This window comes from Actibacterium lipolyticum, from assembly GCF_900184935.1.
GTDB classification, from domain to species: Bacteria; Pseudomonadota; Alphaproteobacteria; order Rhodobacterales; family Rhodobacteraceae; genus Actibacterium_A; species Actibacterium_A lipolyticum.
The window spans coordinates 1,292,449-1,306,495 of the sequence record NZ_FXYE01000002.1 but is presented as its reverse complement, the minus strand read 5'-3'; the positions used below and the strand labels follow the sequence as shown (position 1 = coordinate 1,306,495).

General features: G+C 58.8%; 17 protein-coding genes. 7 read left to right on the top strand and 10 right to left on the bottom strand.

The window, feature by feature from the left end:
- Positions 1-172: 172 nt before the first annotated feature.
- Positions 173-655 (bottom strand): ATP-binding protein, encoded by a 483-nt coding sequence (locus COL8621_RS15030; RefSeq protein ID WP_093968108.1) that lies wholly within the window; start codon positions 653-655, stop codon positions 173-175.
- The gene (locus tag COL8621_RS15025) at positions 652-996 is read right to left on the bottom strand and encodes an STAS domain-containing protein (protein WP_093968107.1); all 345 of its coding nucleotides are present in this window, start codon (positions 994-996) and stop codon (positions 652-654) included. Before COL8621_RS15025 ends, COL8621_RS15030 begins: the two co-directional genes overlap by 4 nt.
- 89 nt (positions 997-1,085) lie before the next feature.
- On the opposite strand from COL8621_RS15025, the gene COL8621_RS15020 reads away from it, so the two are divergent.
- From COL8621_RS15020 to COL8621_RS14995, 6 genes are read left to right on the top strand one after another with little or no spacing between them, the layout of a single operon-like run.
- Complete coding sequence (locus COL8621_RS15020; RefSeq protein WP_093968106.1) at positions 1,086-2,258, top strand: thiolase family protein; 1,173 nt, start codon at positions 1,086-1,088, stop codon at positions 2,256-2,258.
- Entirely contained in the window at positions 2,255-2,722 is a 468-nt protein-coding gene (msrC, locus tag COL8621_RS15015) for a free L-methionine (R)-S-oxide reductase MsrC (RefSeq protein WP_093968105.1), read from the top strand. The genes COL8621_RS15020 and msrC overlap by 4 nt, the downstream gene beginning before the upstream one ends.
- Positions 2,719-3,339 (top strand): LysE family translocator, encoded by a 621-nt coding sequence (locus tag COL8621_RS15010; protein WP_093968104.1) that lies wholly within the window; start codon positions 2,719-2,721, stop codon positions 3,337-3,339. Before msrC ends, COL8621_RS15010 begins: the two co-directional genes overlap by 4 nt.
- A gap of 4 nt (positions 3,340-3,343) precedes the next feature.
- A complete protein-coding gene (locus COL8621_RS15005) occupies positions 3,344-3,718 on the top strand; it encodes a GFA family protein (RefSeq protein WP_093968103.1) in 375 nt (124 codons plus the stop codon).
- On the top strand, positions 3,718-4,341 hold the full coding sequence (locus COL8621_RS15000; protein WP_176438510.1) for a LysE family translocator: 624 nt from the start codon (positions 3,718-3,720) through the stop codon (positions 4,339-4,341). The genes COL8621_RS15005 and COL8621_RS15000 overlap by 1 nt, the downstream gene beginning before the upstream one ends.
- A gap of 11 nt (positions 4,342-4,352) precedes the next feature.
- Positions 4,353-5,000 carry an RluA family pseudouridine synthase gene (locus COL8621_RS14995; protein ID WP_093968101.1) on the top strand — a complete coding sequence of 216 codons (648 nt, stop codon included), beginning with the start codon at positions 4,353-4,355 and terminating at the stop codon, positions 4,998-5,000.
- Positions 5,001-5,006: 6 nt separating this feature from the next.
- On the opposite strand, the gene COL8621_RS14990 is transcribed toward COL8621_RS14995, so the two are convergent.
- A complete protein-coding gene (locus COL8621_RS14990) occupies positions 5,007-6,446 on the bottom strand; it encodes an aldehyde dehydrogenase family protein (RefSeq protein ID WP_093968100.1) in 1,440 nt (479 codons plus the stop codon).
- A 135-nt stretch (positions 6,447-6,581) separates the two neighbouring features.
- On the opposite strand from COL8621_RS14990, the gene COL8621_RS14985 reads away from it, so the two are divergent.
- The gene (locus tag COL8621_RS14985) at positions 6,582-7,235 is read left to right on the top strand and encodes a peroxiredoxin (RefSeq protein ID WP_093968623.1); all 654 of its coding nucleotides are present in this window, start codon (positions 6,582-6,584) and stop codon (positions 7,233-7,235) included.
- 112 nt (positions 7,236-7,347) lie between these two features.
- Here the strand turns inward: COL8621_RS14985 and COL8621_RS14980 are convergent, their stop codons facing one another.
- The 7 genes from COL8621_RS14980 to COL8621_RS14950 form a co-directional block, all read right to left on the bottom strand.
- On the bottom strand, positions 7,348-8,031 hold the full coding sequence (locus COL8621_RS14980) for a hypothetical protein (protein ID WP_093968099.1): 684 nt from the start codon (positions 8,029-8,031) through the stop codon (positions 7,348-7,350).
- Between the two features lie 192 nt (positions 8,032-8,223).
- Complete coding sequence (gene pnp, locus COL8621_RS14975) at positions 8,224-10,362, bottom strand: polyribonucleotide nucleotidyltransferase (protein WP_093968098.1); 2,139 nt, start codon at positions 10,360-10,362, stop codon at positions 8,224-8,226.
- 191 nt (positions 10,363-10,553) lie between these two features.
- Positions 10,554-10,823, bottom strand: a complete 270-nt coding sequence (rpsO, locus tag COL8621_RS14970) for a 30S ribosomal protein S15 (RefSeq protein WP_093968097.1) — start codon at positions 10,821-10,823, stop codon at positions 10,554-10,556.
- Positions 10,824-11,036: 213 nt separating this feature from the next.
- Positions 11,037-11,336 (bottom strand): DUF5665 domain-containing protein, encoded by a 300-nt coding sequence (locus COL8621_RS14965; RefSeq protein ID WP_093968096.1) that lies wholly within the window; start codon positions 11,334-11,336, stop codon positions 11,037-11,039.
- 65 nt (positions 11,337-11,401) lie between these two features.
- Positions 11,402-12,349: a calcium-binding protein gene (locus COL8621_RS14960; protein WP_093968095.1), complete on the bottom strand. Its 948-nt coding sequence runs from the start codon at positions 12,347-12,349 to the stop codon at positions 11,402-11,404.
- A gap of 119 nt (positions 12,350-12,468) precedes the next feature.
- Entirely contained in the window at positions 12,469-13,371 is a 903-nt protein-coding gene (locus COL8621_RS14955) for an alpha/beta hydrolase (RefSeq protein WP_093968622.1), read from the bottom strand.
- A gap of 41 nt (positions 13,372-13,412) precedes the next feature.
- Positions 13,413-13,919 (bottom strand): DUF1643 domain-containing protein, encoded by a 507-nt coding sequence (locus COL8621_RS14950; protein WP_093968094.1) that lies wholly within the window; start codon positions 13,917-13,919, stop codon positions 13,413-13,415.
- Between the last annotated feature and the right edge of the window lie 128 nt (positions 13,920-14,047).

The following is a 14,047-nucleotide window of genomic DNA, read 5'->3' as shown; positions in this document are numbered from 1 at the left end:
ATTGTCAGACAATAACAGTAGGTCGCGGCGACGCGGATGCCAATGATGATTTTTCGGGGGGGAATTATACCTCGGCGTCACGAACTGGGTGGGGGCTGTTGACGTGACGCCGAGGGAAGCCTAAAGCAGCTACAACCCTAATATTACTTGGTAATCGGGCGGCGATAAGGAGTCATTGTGGCGGATTTGCGGCCCCGCGCACGGTGTCGGCGGGCATATCCAGCGCCATCTTGAAGCTTAGGCAGTTTCGCCCGGCCTCGCGGCAATATCGCAGGTCATGGGTCAGCGTATTTATCAGAAACCACCCAAACCCGCCTTCCGGCAAATCCTGCGTCTGTTTGTTGACGTCCGGTGCTGCGCCTGATGGCAGGCTGCCCTCGGGCATTTCGTGCCCTTGATCGCGCAGGCAAAGACAGACGGCGGATGGACAGCACGTCAAAGACAGTTCTACCGGGCCCGGCTGATCTCCGCGGTAGGCATGCTCTGAGATGTTGTTCAACACCTCAGCAAGGACCAGTTCGACCGAGCCTCTGGTTTCTTCACAAACGTCGCGATCTTTCAGCCAGTTTGTCACCTGACCCAAAGCGTCACGAACCGAAAAGGGCTCTCCTGCGAAACACAGTTTGAACCCGCACCCGCCATTCGCCGTGGTCATGCGGCGTCTGCATCGCCGGAAAAGGCGCTTTCGATGGTGTCGTGTAAGGTGAACACGGTGTCCATTCGGGTCAGGCGAAACACCTTGGCGACGGTTGGCGTTAGCCCGGCCAGTTCAAGTTTACGCCCGGGCGCGAGGAACTTCATCACGGCAACCACGGCGCCAAGCCCGCTACTGTCCAGAAAATCGACCAGAGACAGGTCCATCACCACACGTTCATGCGGGGTGGCGGTGACCTCTCGCATTTTGTCTTTGAACTGAATTGCCACCGCTGCGTCCACGCGGTTTTCCTGAACGGCGACGACAAGCGCCTGATCGCGCACTTCCGCTTGAAGGTCCATCACTGACTCCTGCATATCTTTTGACAAACGCTAGACGCCATTCGTTACCATTCGGTATCCATGGTGGGTGAGTCTTGGGAGGACACAGAATGAATGACGTGGTGATCTGCGGCGCGGCGCGTACACCGATGGCGGGGTTTCAAGGTGCGTTTGATGGGGTCGATGCCCCCACGCTGGGCGGGGCCGCAATAAAGGGCGCGCTTGATGGCGCAGGTGTCACCACCGTCGAAGAGGTGTTGATGGGCTGCGTTTTGCCCGCTGGCATTGGTCAGGCTCCCGCACGCCAAGCCGGTTTCAAAGCTGGCCTGGGGGAAGAGGTCCCCGCGACCACGTTGAACAAGATGTGCGGTTCCGGCATGAAAACCGTGATGATGGCGCATGACCAACTGGCGCTGGGGCAGACGGGCCTTATGGTCGCTGGTGGCATGGAAAGCATGACAAACGCGCCCTATCTGCTGCCCAAAATGCGCGGCGGCGCGCGGATCGGGCACGGGCAGGTGATTGATCACATGTTCCTTGATGGTCTGGAAGACGCCTACGACAAGGGCCGCCTTATGGGTACCTTCGCCGAAGACTGCGCCGAGGCGTTTCAGTTCACCCGCGAGGCGCAGGATGAATACGCGCTTAAGTCTTTGTCCAACGCACTGGAGGCACAGAAAACCGGTGCGTTTGACGGCGAAATCACCGCCGTGACGGTTAGCACCCGCAAAGGCGACACCGTTGTCGCCGAGGATGAGCAGCCGGGCAACGCGCGCCCCGAAAAGATTCCGCATCTGAAACCGGCTTTCCGCAAGGATGGCACGGTCACACCTGCCAACTCGTCGTCCATTTCGGATGGCGCGGCGGCACTGGTTTTGGCAACAGGGGCGGTGGCCGCTGAACGTGACCTGCCGGTCCGTGCGCGCATTGTTGGCCACGCCTCGCACGCGCAGGCGCCGGGGCTTTTCACCACTGCCCCCGTACCCGCCGCGAAAAAGCTGCTGGATCGGATCGGTTGGAGTGTCAGCGACGTTGATCTGTGGGAGGTGAACGAGGCATTTGCCGTCGTCCCCATGGCCTTCATGCACGAAATGGGCCTGCCGCGCGACATCGTGAACGTGAACGGCGGTGCCTGTGCGTTGGGTCATCCCATCGGGGCATCGGGCGCGCGCATCATCGTGACCCTGCTGAACGCCCTTGAAAAGCGCGGCCTGAAACGAGGCGTTGCGGCCATTTGCATCGGCGGCGGTGAAGGCACAGCGATCGCGATTGAGCGCCCATGAGGGTCGATTACGCAACCTTGGCGAAAACCATCGCCTCCCTGACTGAAGGGGAGGCTGATGCCGTTTCCCTTATGGCAACCATCGCGTGCGAGGTTCACCATGCGGATGACCGGTTCGACTGGACAGGGTTTTACCGCAATGTGGGTGATGAAACGCTAAAGATCGGGCCTTATCAGGGTGGGCATGGCTGCCTTGTCATCCCGTTTTCGCGCGGCGTTTGCGGCGCGGCCGCCCGCACGGGCGAGGTGCAGTTGGTCGCCGATGTTGATGCGTTCCCTGGCCACATTGCTTGCGCCAGCTCTACGCGTTCTGAAATCGTTCTGCCGGTGCGCAATGAACAGGGGGCGTTGCTGGCGGTTCTGGACATCGACAGCGACCAGCCAAGCGCCTTCACGACCCAGGACGCCGCGCAGCTGCAATCCATCCTTGATCGCACCTTTGCGAAGGTCGAGGTGTCGCTATGACCCTTCAGGGCTGGACGGTGTTCGCGTTGTTCTGGGTGGTATTTGTGACCACGCCGGGGCCGAACGCGGTGAACTGCATCACCAACGGCATGAGCTTTGGTTTCCGCCGCGCGTTATGGGGGGTGCTGGGTATTCTGACCCAAGCCTGCTTGTTCTTAACGCTGTCCGCTGCCGGGATAACGGCCATTATCGCGGCATCGCCCACGCTGTTTTTCTGGATGAAACTGGCTGGGGCGGCGTTTCTGATTTGGCTTGGAATACGGGGCTGGCTTAACGCGTCCATCGCGGTCCAGCCGCGGGTCGCAACTGGTGGTTCGATCTATCGCAAGGCGTTCATGATTGCCACGATCAATGCCAAAAGCGTGGCGGGCTATCTGGCGGCGTTTTCGCAATTCGTGCAGACAGACACGCCCATCTGGGATCAGATGAGCCTGATCGTGCCAACAGCGCTGACGATCACCGCCCTTTCCTATACCGGCTACACGGCCCTTGGCGCGGGGCTTGGCCGGTTGGCGCTGGGTGCGGTGCTGAACAAATGGTTCCGGCGCGTTATGGCGCTTTGTTTTGTGGTCTATGGCGTTTTGTTGGGGGCCAGCACCACGCCGACGAAGGGATAAGCGAATGCTAAAGGGGTCTTGCCTGTGCGGCGGCATTTCTTTCACCGTTTCTGGCGATGTGCCCGGGCCGTCGATCTGTCATTGCGGGCAGTGTCGCAAACAGTCGGGGCATGTGTGGTCTTCATCCTATGCACCCGTCGAACAGATCAAAATCGCGGGGCAGGGGCTAAAGTGGTTCAGAGCCAGCGACACCGCAAAGCGAGGGTTTTGCGGAACCTGCGGGTCGTTCCTGTTCTGGAAACAGGATGACGAAGACACGATGTCATTCGCGATGGGCGCGCTTGACGGAGACACGGGCCTGCGCCTGTCAAAACATATCTATACCCGCGACAAAGGCGATTATTACGAGATCGCGGATGACGCACCAAAGGCCAGCTGATGTTTGAACTTATCGCCTCCATTCCGATCGCGACCTATCTGGCGTTTTGGGCTGCTGGGATCGTGTTGAACCTTGCCCCCGGTGCCGATGTGATTTTCACAACCGCCAGCGGGCTGCGTGGCGGGCCACGGGCCGGTGGTTTGGCGGGGCTGGGCGTGGGCCTTGGCAGTTTGGTTCATATCGCACTGGCTGCTGCTGGTGTTTCTGCCCTGCTGGCGGCTTATCCTGCGGCGTTTACCGTACTGCGATGGGCGGGGGCAGCGTATCTGGCATGGCTGGCGGTAAAGGCATGGCGGGCCGAGGGTGGTCTGGCCGAAGGGCAAGGGGCACAAACCCCGCTTTCAGCCATGCGACGGGGGTTTCTGACCAACGTGCTAAACCCAAAGGTGGCGCTGTTCGTCTTGGCCTTTTTACCGCAATTCGCGGACCCGGCACTTGGCCCGGTTTGGCAGCAGATCCTGCTGTTCGGGGCGATCTTTTCTGTAACGGGCACGATCATCACCTGTGGCTATGGCATCCTTGCTGGCGCGCTTGGGCGGCGCATCACGACAAAGGGCCGTCTGTTGAACCGGATTTCATCGGTGATGTTTGGGGGGCTGGCCGTTCGGCTGGTGCTGGACTAAACCGTGGCCGCATGAGCCAAACCTACACCCCACCGAACACGCCGCTTGATGTCCTGCACCAGGACCATGAGCTTTTGATCGTGAACAAGCCCGCCGGGCTGCTGTCCGTGCCCGGTAAGGGAGAGCATCTGGCCGACTGCCTGATCGCCCGCATCCAAGCGGCCTTCCCCGAGGCGCTTTTGGTTCATCGGCTTGATCGTGACACATCGGGTGTCATGGTGTTTGCGATGACGCCAAGCGCGCAGCGCCACCTTGGTCTGCAATTTGAAAAGCGCCAGACCAAGAAAACCTATGTGGCCCATGTTTGGGGAAGGTTAGAGCCGAAAAGCGGCACGGTTGACCTGCCACTGATCGTGGATTGGCCGAACCGGCCCAAGCAGATGGTGGATCATGAAAACGGCAAGGCCGCGGTCACCGATTGGCGCGTCGTGCGCTATGGCGATGGGTTCACCCGTGTGCGCCTTTACCCGAAAACCGGGCGCAGCCATCAGTTGCGGGTTCATATGCTGGCAAAGGGGCACCCCATCTTGGGGGACCCGTTCTATGCCGAGGGGGAGGCGCAGAACGCCCCCCGCCTGATGCTTCATGCCGAAAACCTGCGGCTGCGTCACCCCGATGGCGGCAAAGGGATGAGCTTTAGCGCGAAGTGCCCGTTTTAGGGCCGCTTATTCCGCGTCCCAGCCCGAAACGGCCTTCACCTCTAGGAAGTCTTCAAGCCCCCAGACGCCGCCTTCGCGCCCGTTGCCGGAATGTTTGACGCCACCAAACGGGCTGCCCGCAGCGCGGCCTTTGCCGTTCATTTCGACCATGCCAGAATGCAGTTGACGAGCAACCCGGTTACGCTTTGCGCCGTCTTGGGACTGAACATAGTTGGTCAGCCCGTATTCGGTGTCATTGGCAATGGCGATGGCCTGTTCTTCGGTGTCGAACGGGATGATGGACAGGACAGGCCCAAAGATTTCTTCGCGCGCGATTGTCATGTCGTTGTTCACATCGGCAAAAACCGTTGGGCGCACGAAATAGCCGCGGTTGAACCCTTCGGGGCGCCCCAAGCCACCGGCGACCAGCCGCGCACCTTCGGCGATGCCTTTTTCAATCAGCCCTTGGATTTTGTCGTACTGCGCGGCGCTGACGACGGGGCCGATGTGGCGCCCGCTGTCGTGGCTTGACCCGACTGACGTGCTTTCAGCGACTTGGGCGGCGGTTTCGACGGCGGCGTCATAGACCTCGCGCTGAACCAGCATCCGGGTTGGCGCGTTGCACGATTGACCGGTGTTGTTAAAGCAATGCAGCGCACCGCGTTTCACGGCTTTTTCATCGGCATCGGCAAAGACGATGTTCGCGCCCTTACCACCCAATTCCAGATGCACGCGTTTTAACGTTTCGGCGGCGTTCTTGGAAATGGCGATGCCCGCACGGGTGGAGCCGGTGAAGGACAGCATGGCCACATCCGGGTGGCCCGACAGCTGTGTGCCCACGCCGACGCCATCGCCATTCACCAGATTGAACACACCGGCTGGCACGCCCGCTTCGTCCATGATCTCGGCAAAAACGATAGAGGAAAGCGGCGCAACCTCGGACGGTTTCAGAACCATCGTACAGCCTGTGGCGATGGCTGGAATGACCTTAAGGGTCACTTGGTTCATCGGCCAGTTCCACGGCGTGATCATCCCGACAACGCCGACCGGATCCAGAAGAATGCGGTCATTCGGGGCGTGATCGCCAAGCGGACGTTCGAATTCGAACCCTTTCAGGGCGGTGATGAAATTTTGGATGTGCCAGCTGCCTGCGCCAACTTGGTTGGCCCGCGCAAAATCAATCGGGGCACCCATTTCAAGGCTGATCGCGGCGGCCATGTCATCGGCGCGGCTTTCATAGACCTCTAGAATCTTTTCGATCAGGGCAAGGCGGGTGGCCTTGTCTGTCGCCGACCAGCTTGGGAATGCGGCCTTGGCAGCGGCAACAGCGGCATCCGTATCCGCCTGTGCGCCCAAGGAAATAACGGCGCAGGCATCTTCGGTAGAGGGGTCGATAACCTCTAGGTCGTTGGCCGCGCTTGGGTTCACCCATTGCCCGTTGATGTAAAACTGACGCTTCTCGATCATGGTAGCCTCCGATGATGGATTTCGCGACACTCTGTCACCAGCGCAAATTCTCTGCAAGCGGGGGATGCAGCGGGTGGGTTTAGTCTCTATCTTGAGGGCGAACAGGATCACGTAACTTTTAAGAAGGACATGCTTATGGCACTCCGCATCAACGACACGGTCCCCAATTTCACAGCACAAACCAGCCAGGGCGATATTACGTTCCACGACTGGATTGGCGACAGCTGGGCGATCCTTTTCAGCCACCCGAAGGATTTTACGCCTGTCTGCACCACCGAATTCGGCGCGGTTGCACAGCTGGCCGATGAATGGGCCAAGCGCGGCACCAAGGTCATCGGCGTTTCGGTTGATGGTGTTGATGAGCACATGAAATGGATCGGCGACATCGAAAGCTTTGCGGGTGCTGATGTGACTTTCCCGATTATCGCGGACGAAGGTCTGGCCGTTTCCAAAGCGTTCGACATGCTTCCGGCAGAGGCTTACATGCCCGATGGCCGCACACCCGCCGACAGCGCGACCGTGCGCAGCGTGTTCATCATCAGCCCAGACAAGAAGCTTCAGCTTTCGATGACTTACCCCATGTCCGTCGGTCGTAACTTCGCCGAGGTGCTGCGCGCCCTTGATGCGCTTCAGGCCACCTATGGCACGCCGATTGCGACGCCAGCGAACTGGACCGCAGGGCAAGATGTGATTGTTGCGCTGTCCCTTGATGACGCCGCCGCGAAAGAGAAGTTCGGCGAACTGGACATCAAGCTGCCATACCTGCGCACCGCCAAGGCGCCCAGCTAAGAATAGTTGCGCCGACGCAATGCGTTGCGGCGGCCTATTCCGCGATGAGCACCCTTAAAATACAGAAGGCCCCGGACGCTATGCCGGGGCCTTTTTTCGTAGAAAAAGTGGATCAGGCTGCGCGTTTGCGTCGCGTCAGGCCCAACAAGCCGATCGCGCCGCCAAGCAATGGCAGTGCTGGCGTTACTGGAACCGAAGCCAAGCCGAACGAAAAGTCGTCGATACCTTCGAAGTTGCCTGTGGCGTCAAAGGTGACAGATACGATTTCGTCGCCGTGCACGGTGAACCCCAAAAAGCTGATCGGGTTTCCGACGCCAAATTCTTCGGTCGTCAGTGTCTCTGTGGCCAGAATACCGGACAGACCCATGATGGTAACTGTCGCTTCAAGCGCGTCGTTCAGCAAAGAGCCGAACGTGCCCGCAACGGCGGTATACCCACTGCCTGCGGTGGTCAGATCAGCCGTCAGCGCGTAGCCGTTGTTGGAAAACAGAACGTCAGATGGGTAAGGCGTACCCAGAACAGAGTGGGTCGCGCTGATGACGCCAAGGGTGCCGCCATCTGCTGTGAAGGTGACCCCGTCAACAACGCTGGCCGTATTGACGGTGTAAGCACCGCCTTCCGGCGTTCCATAACCGTTTGCCGGGGCGATCCCTTCGAAGTCCACCAGAGTATAGCTCTCTAGGGCGTTATAATAGGATGTCTCGTCGGTAAACACAGTGACAGAGGCTGCGGTTACAGCCTGCGATGTAACAAGAAGGAGGGCCGCTGCACTTGCGGCCAGAATTGCCTTGGTCATAGCGCCTCACAGATTAACTTCTTATTTACCAAACAGTAAGAATTGGGCGCGAATGGGGCAGAGTTTCGGCAAATTGACGTCTGCGAAGCCGCTTGGCGCCGTTCGAGTTCTTCAGTTTGCTAGCCGAGGCCTAAACGAAAAAGGCCCCGGCGTTTCCACCGGGGCCAATCATTTAGGAAGTAAGCAGAGGAATTATTCCTCGTCGCCAGCTTCTTCTTTTACAGCTTCTTCGCCGGTTTCCTGATCGACAACTTTCATCGACAGGCGAACCTTGCCGCGGTCGTCAAAGCCCAGCAGCTTAACCCAAACTTCCTGACCTTCTTTCAGAACGTCGGAAGGGTGGTTCAGGCGGCGGTTTTCGATCTGGCTGACGTGCACAAGGCCGTCGCGCTTACCGAAGAAGTTAACGAAGGCGCCAAAGTCGACGATCTTCACAACTTTGCCTTTGTAGACTTTGCCTTCTTCTGGCTCTGCCACGATCGAATAGATCATGTCGTATGCCTTCTGAATGGCTTCGGCGTTTGGCGATGCGATCTTGATCACGCCGTCATCGTTGATGTCCACTTTCGCGCCGGAAACTTCCACGATTTCGCGGATAACCTTACCACCGGACCCGATAACTTCGCGGATCTTGTCGGTTGGAACGGTCATGGTTTCGATGCGTGGTGCGTGAACCGAGAAGTCAGACGCTTCGGTCAACGATTTCGCCATCTCGCCCAGGATGTGCATCCGGCCGTCTTTGGCCTGTGCCAGCGCTTTTTCCATGATCTCTGGCGTGATGCCAGCAACCTTGATGTCCATCTGCAACGAGGTGATGCCGTTTTCAGTACCGGCAACCTTGAAGTCCATGTCGCCCAGGTGATCTTCGTCACCCAGAATGTCGGTCAGAACAGCGTATTTGCCGTCATCTTCAAGGATCAGACCCATAGCAACACCAGCAACCGGTGCTTTCAGCGGAACACCCGCGTCCATCATTGCCAAAGAGCCACCGCAAACGGACGCCATAGAGGACGAGCCGTTGGATTCAGTGATCTCGGACACGATGCGGATCGTGTATGGGAAATCGGTCGCAGCAGGCAGAACCGCCTGAAGCGCACGCCATGCCAGTTTACCGTGGCCAATTTCACGACGGCCAGGGCCGGAAACGCGGCCAACTTCGCCAACCGAATAGGGTGGGAAGTTATAGTGCAGCATGAAGTTCGATTTGAAGTTGCCGTGCAGCGCGTCGATGAACTGTTCGTCGTCGCCTGTACCCAGGGTGGTCACAACCAAGCCTTGGGTTTCGCCACGGGTGAACAGGGCCGAACCGTGTGTACGTGGCAGCAGGCCGGTTTCACATACGATTGGGCGAACAGTGTCCAGTGCGCGGCCATCGATACGCTTGCCGTTTGCAACAACGTCACCACGCAGAACTGCGCTTTCCAGCTTTTTCAGTGCGGAACCAAGGTTCGCATCTTCCAGCTCTTCTTCGGAAAGGTCTGCCTTGGCGGCTTCTTTCGCGGCAGCAACAGCGGCTGTGCGCTCTTGCTTGTCGGTGATTGCATAGGCAGCGCGCATTGCGTCTTCGCCGGATGCTTTCACTTTCGCGTACAGCTCGGAATAATCCGGTGCTTGGAAATCGAACGGCTCTTTTGCGGTTTCTTCTGCAAGAGAGATGATCAGGTCGATAACCGGCTGGATCTGTTGGTGTGCGAAGTTCACCGCACCCAGCATTTCAGCTTCGGACAGTTCGTAAGCTTCGGATTCAACCATCATGACGGCGTCTTTAGTACCAGCCACAACCAGATCGAGGCGCTGCTCGGGGTTGTTGCGCAGGTCCTGCATGTCGTCGACTTCTGGGTTCAGAACGTATTCGCCATCAACGAAGCCAACGCGTGCACCAGCAATCGGGCCCATGAACGGCGCGCCAGAGATGGTCAGCGCAGCAGAGGCCGCGATCATTGCAACAACGTCAGGGTCGTTAACAAGGTCGTGCGACAGAACTGTACACATAACCAGAACTTCGTGCTTGAAGCCGGGTACGAACAGCGGGCGGATCGGACGGTCGATCAGGCGCGCGGTCAGTGTTTCTTTTTCGGTTGGGCGCGCTTCGCGCTTGAAAAAGCCGCCCGGAACTTTACCGGCAGCATAGTATTTTTCCTGATAGTGAACCGTCAGCGGGAAAAAGTCCTGCCCTGGTTTTGGTGCCTTGGCAAAGGTCACGTTTGCCATGACCGAGGTTTCGCCAAGCGTGGCGATGACAGAGCCATCAGCCTGACGGGCAACTTTGCCCGTTTCCAGCGTGAGGGTTTCGTCGCCCCACTGCATCGATTTTGTTGTTACGTTAAACATTTCGTTTCCTAACTTGGGTGCGGGACCCTCCCGATCACCCGATTGCGTACGGGGCCGTTTGCCCCGTGGTCTCTGTTCTTGTTCATCCTGCCTGCCCCTGAGACCTGGTGGGAAAGGCTGCGGACGGTCCGGCGATTGCCGGCTTGAAAAAGCAAGACGCGCCCCCCGTTGGGGAGGCGCGACTTAAGGTCTTAGCGGCGAATGCCGAGGCGTTTGATGAGGTCCGTGTAACGGGCCTCTTCCTTGCCCTTCAGGTAGTCCAGAAGTTTCCGGCGCTGAGCAACCATCATAAGAAGGCCGCGGCGGGAATGGTTATCTTTCTTGTGGGACTTGAAGTGCTCGGTCAGAGTCGTGATCCGCGAGGTCAGGATTGCAACCTGTACTTCAGGCGAACCGGTGTCGCCTTCTTTGGTTGCGTATTCTTTGATCAGGCGGTTCTTTTCTTCTGCAGTAATCGACATCGGGGTCTCCTTTGTTAAGGGTGAATGGCGCAGGCCGGGATGTCGTCCAGCAAGGCCCGTGGAGAGTCACCCGCCGGGTTTTCCAGCGGATGCGCGCGTATAGGTGAATTTTGACAAAAAGGAAAGGCCTAACCATGGCGGCGGCATGCCGCGTGCGGCCTGCCCGATGTGCCTGCCGTATCGGCCAAAGATCGGGCGGCTATTTGTGACCTGTCAGCGGGAGGGTTCCGTCCGGCTTGCCTCAATCTCTTGAGCGATGATCGTGGCCCAATCCCCGATGATCGGGATAAAGTTGATTTGCGCCAGCATGAATGCCGCGACCGACACAAGGATCGTTGCGCCAACGACCGTACCCAGACCCATCGCAAGGCCGCGCAAGAAGTTGTAGCCTAGCATCCGAAAATAGGAATCGTGGGCGACGACAAACCGGTGCTTGTTCAACTTGTCGATCTCTTCGCGCAAGATAACGATTTCTGCGGTCAGCCTGTCGGATTCTGATGGGTTGTCGGTCACGTCGAAGTGCCTTTCAGTAACGTCCGGCCGACATTATCTGCGCGACGCGCCTTCGCCAAGCCCGGTTACGCAGCAACGCCCATCGCCTGAGCCAAGGTGCTTTCGGCCACCAGCGAAACCTGCGTTGGGTCCAGATCTGCGGCACCCGTGATTTCAACCAGCGGCAAACCGTCAAGCATCAGCATGATGGTGTCGGGGTCTTCGTTGACCTCCTCAAACCACAGTTCGGGGTCGGGGTGCGCGGCGTCATCGTAAAGCACCACCAATGCGTCCTGCGTGCTGTCAAAATCTACGATCAGGGCGGGGCCCCCTTCGCTGATCCAATCGCCAAGGGTGAACACGTCAGAGCCGTCACCGCCAGTGGCATAGTCATCACTGCCCAGCACCAACAAATCGTCGCCAGTTCCGCCGTTTAGGTAATCACGCGCAGCGTCATCCGACAGCGCGCCATCGTCGCTGTTGATGCCGATCAGCGTGTCATTTCCGCTGTTGCCGTTCAAAACGTCGGTGCCGTTCCCGCCCGTCAGGACGTCATCATCGTCACCGCCCATTAAGCTGTCGTCGCCGTCGTCCCCCTGCAGGGTGTCAGCACCGGGGCCGCCGATGGCAACGTCGCCACCATCGCCGCCCACGATCATGTCATCGCCAGCGTGGCCCGTCAGCGTGTCATCGCCCGCCCCGCCGTCCAAATAGTCATCGCCAAGGTCGCCCAGCAATTCGTCGTTGCCGTCACCGCCCAGAAGCCAATCGTCGTCTTCGGCACCGTCCAGCAGGTCGTCACCATCGCCGCCGTCGATCTGATCGTTCCCCATGCCGCCATATGCAACATCGTCGCCCATATAGGCGAAGATCGAATCTGGCCCGTCGGTTCCGGCAAGCGTGTCACTATCCCCCGCGCCTTCGATTATGTTGTCGTCATCATTGTCTTCGGAATCTTTAGACGGTGTGCTGTTCGAAAAATCGATCGAAACGCTCGCCATCAGAAGACCCAGCAAACCTGCCAAGCCAAACATTTCCCTAACCCCTTCTTTCGTTCCGCGCGCCGAAGGGCGACTACGGAATGCACCAAGGTCAGGCTAAGCGCATCGCGGCCCACCGCGTATCGAAAACTGTTCAGATGGTTATCAGGGGGTTAGCCGCGCGCGTCGCGGAAATAGGGAAGGAAGGTCGCCAGCACAGCGTCTGGGTTTTCTTCCATCGCGAAATGGCCGCTGACACAGGACGCATCCTCCATCACCGGGGCCCAATGCGCCCACAGCGCCGCCGGGTCGCCGGTTTGCGCGGGAAACCCGCTTTCCGCCCACAGGAATTTCAATGGACAGGCAAGGGTGCGCCCAGCCGCGCGGTCGGCATCGTCAAGCTGACGGTCGATCGTTGCGCCGGCGCGATAGTCCGCGCACATCGCCGCGATACGGGCCGGGTCGTTTGCCTGACGCCGGTACGATGCGATGGCGTCGGGCGTGAAGCAATCCAACGACTTTTGCAGGGTCCAGCGTTGCAATGTCTGGTCGATATACCCAACCGGGTCCGCACCGATCAGGTGTTCGGGGATTGGTGCAGGCTGGGCAAGAAAGGTCCAGTGATAGGCCTTCAGCGCAAGATCCGCATTCCACGCGGCCCAGAAATCCCCGGTTGGGACGATTTCGATAATGCCGATTTTAGTCACGCGATCAGGATGATCCAGCGCAAGGCGATAGGTCACCCGGCCTCCTCTGTCGTGACCCAGAATGGCGGCCTTTTCGATGCCAAGCGCGTCCATCAACGCGACAATGTCGGTTGCCATTTCGCGCTTGGAATAGGCGCTGTGATCGGCCGTGTCTTTTGGCGCCTCGCTTTCGCCATAGCCGCGCAGGTCGGGGACGATGACGTGGAAATGTTTCGCAAGTTCGGGGGCGATTTTAACCCAACACATGTGGTTCTGTGGATAGCCGTGCAGCAGGATCAGGGGCGCGCCAACCCCTGCTTGATGCACCGAAAGGTGAATGCCGTTCACCGCAACGCGTGACTTAGTAAAACCCGGAATCCGTGATGTCATTTGCATTCCCCCCGCAGCTGCAGGTTAGGCATGCGTTTTGCTTACGTCCAGCGTTCCGGTTGCTGAGTATAGGCGATGTAAAGCGGATGTTTGGGGTGACCGGCCTTGGTTAGGCCAAGGTGGAACAGCGGAAGGTCGGTGCCGCGCAGCAGCGCCTCCATCTTTTCGCCGCGGCCAAGGTGTTCGCCGTGGGCACCCCACGCACAGATCACCTGATCGGCCCATGGGCAGCTTTCCAGAATCGCGGTGTCATTCTCTGGCCCGACAGGGTCGGCGGCTGCGCGCATCTTTTTAGGGTCGGTATCGCGCCAAGCGAAGATGTTGGTGACGCGAAACCCGCCAAACCCCAAAGCGCGCGCGCGTCGTTCACAGCGTTCAACGGTGGGGTCGTTCTGCACCTCTGTCGCGGTAGAGGGGTTCAGCATGATAAACAGCGCCTTACGCCCCTCCGGCTCCCAGATGCGGGTCAGGGTATAACGGTACCTTTCGCAGTCGGAATAAACAGCGGTGGAGGCAGCGTCGCCTTTCAGATGGGTGCGCGTGATCATGCTGCTTTTTGCGACAATCCCCCCGTGGATACAACCGCGGACCGCCACCGTGCCGAAACGCGAGGAGAATCACCCTGTTGAGTTGTGTCAAAAATTTGCGCTCAACTTATGGGCAATTCGGAAAATGG

What these genes read in the sequence shown, in the direction of transcription:
- COL8621_RS15020 (WP_093968106.1), top strand. Translation starts at nt 1,086, where the DNA reads ATGAATGACGTGGTGATCTGCGGCGCGGCGCGTACACCGATGGCGGGG.
- COL8621_RS14980 (WP_093968099.1), bottom strand. Translation starts at nt 8,031, where the DNA reads ATGACCAAGGCAATTCTGGCCGCAAGTGCAGCGGCCCTCCTTCTTGTT.
- COL8621_RS14995 (WP_093968101.1), top strand. Translation starts at nt 4,353, where the DNA reads ATGAGCCAAACCTACACCCCACCGAACACGCCGCTTGATGTCCTGCAC.
- rpsO (WP_093968097.1), bottom strand. Translation starts at nt 10,823, where the DNA reads ATGTCGATTACTGCAGAAGAAAAGAACCGCCTGATCAAAGAATACGCA.
- COL8621_RS15000 (WP_176438510.1), top strand. Translation starts at nt 3,718, where the DNA reads ATGTTTGAACTTATCGCCTCCATTCCGATCGCGACCTATCTGGCGTTT.
- COL8621_RS14990 (WP_093968100.1), bottom strand. Translation starts at nt 6,446, where the DNA reads ATGATCGAGAAGCGTCAGTTTTACATCAACGGGCAATGGGTGAACCCA.
- COL8621_RS14960 (WP_093968095.1), bottom strand. Translation starts at nt 12,349, where the DNA reads ATGTTTGGCTTGGCAGGTTTGCTGGGTCTTCTGATGGCGAGCGTTTCG.
- COL8621_RS14955 (WP_093968622.1), bottom strand. Translation starts at nt 13,371, where the DNA reads ATGACATCACGGATTCCGGGTTTTACTAAGTCACGCGTTGCGGTGAAC.
- COL8621_RS15025 (WP_093968107.1), bottom strand. Translation starts at nt 996, where the DNA reads ATGGACCTTCAAGCGGAAGTGCGCGATCAGGCGCTTGTCGTCGCCGTT.
- COL8621_RS15030 (WP_093968108.1), bottom strand. Translation starts at nt 655, where the DNA reads ATGACCACGGCGAATGGCGGGTGCGGGTTCAAACTGTGTTTCGCAGGA.
- COL8621_RS14985 (WP_093968623.1), top strand. Translation starts at nt 6,582, where the DNA reads ATGGCACTCCGCATCAACGACACGGTCCCCAATTTCACAGCACAAACC.
- msrC (WP_093968105.1), top strand. Translation starts at nt 2,255, where the DNA reads ATGAGGGTCGATTACGCAACCTTGGCGAAAACCATCGCCTCCCTGACT.
- COL8621_RS15005 (WP_093968103.1), top strand. Translation starts at nt 3,344, where the DNA reads ATGCTAAAGGGGTCTTGCCTGTGCGGCGGCATTTCTTTCACCGTTTCT.
- COL8621_RS15010 (WP_093968104.1), top strand. Translation starts at nt 2,719, where the DNA reads ATGACCCTTCAGGGCTGGACGGTGTTCGCGTTGTTCTGGGTGGTATTT.
- pnp (WP_093968098.1), bottom strand. Translation starts at nt 10,362, where the DNA reads ATGTTTAACGTAACAACAAAATCGATGCAGTGGGGCGACGAAACCCTC.
- COL8621_RS14950 (WP_093968094.1), bottom strand. Translation starts at nt 13,919, where the DNA reads ATGATCACGCGCACCCATCTGAAAGGCGACGCTGCCTCCACCGCTGTT.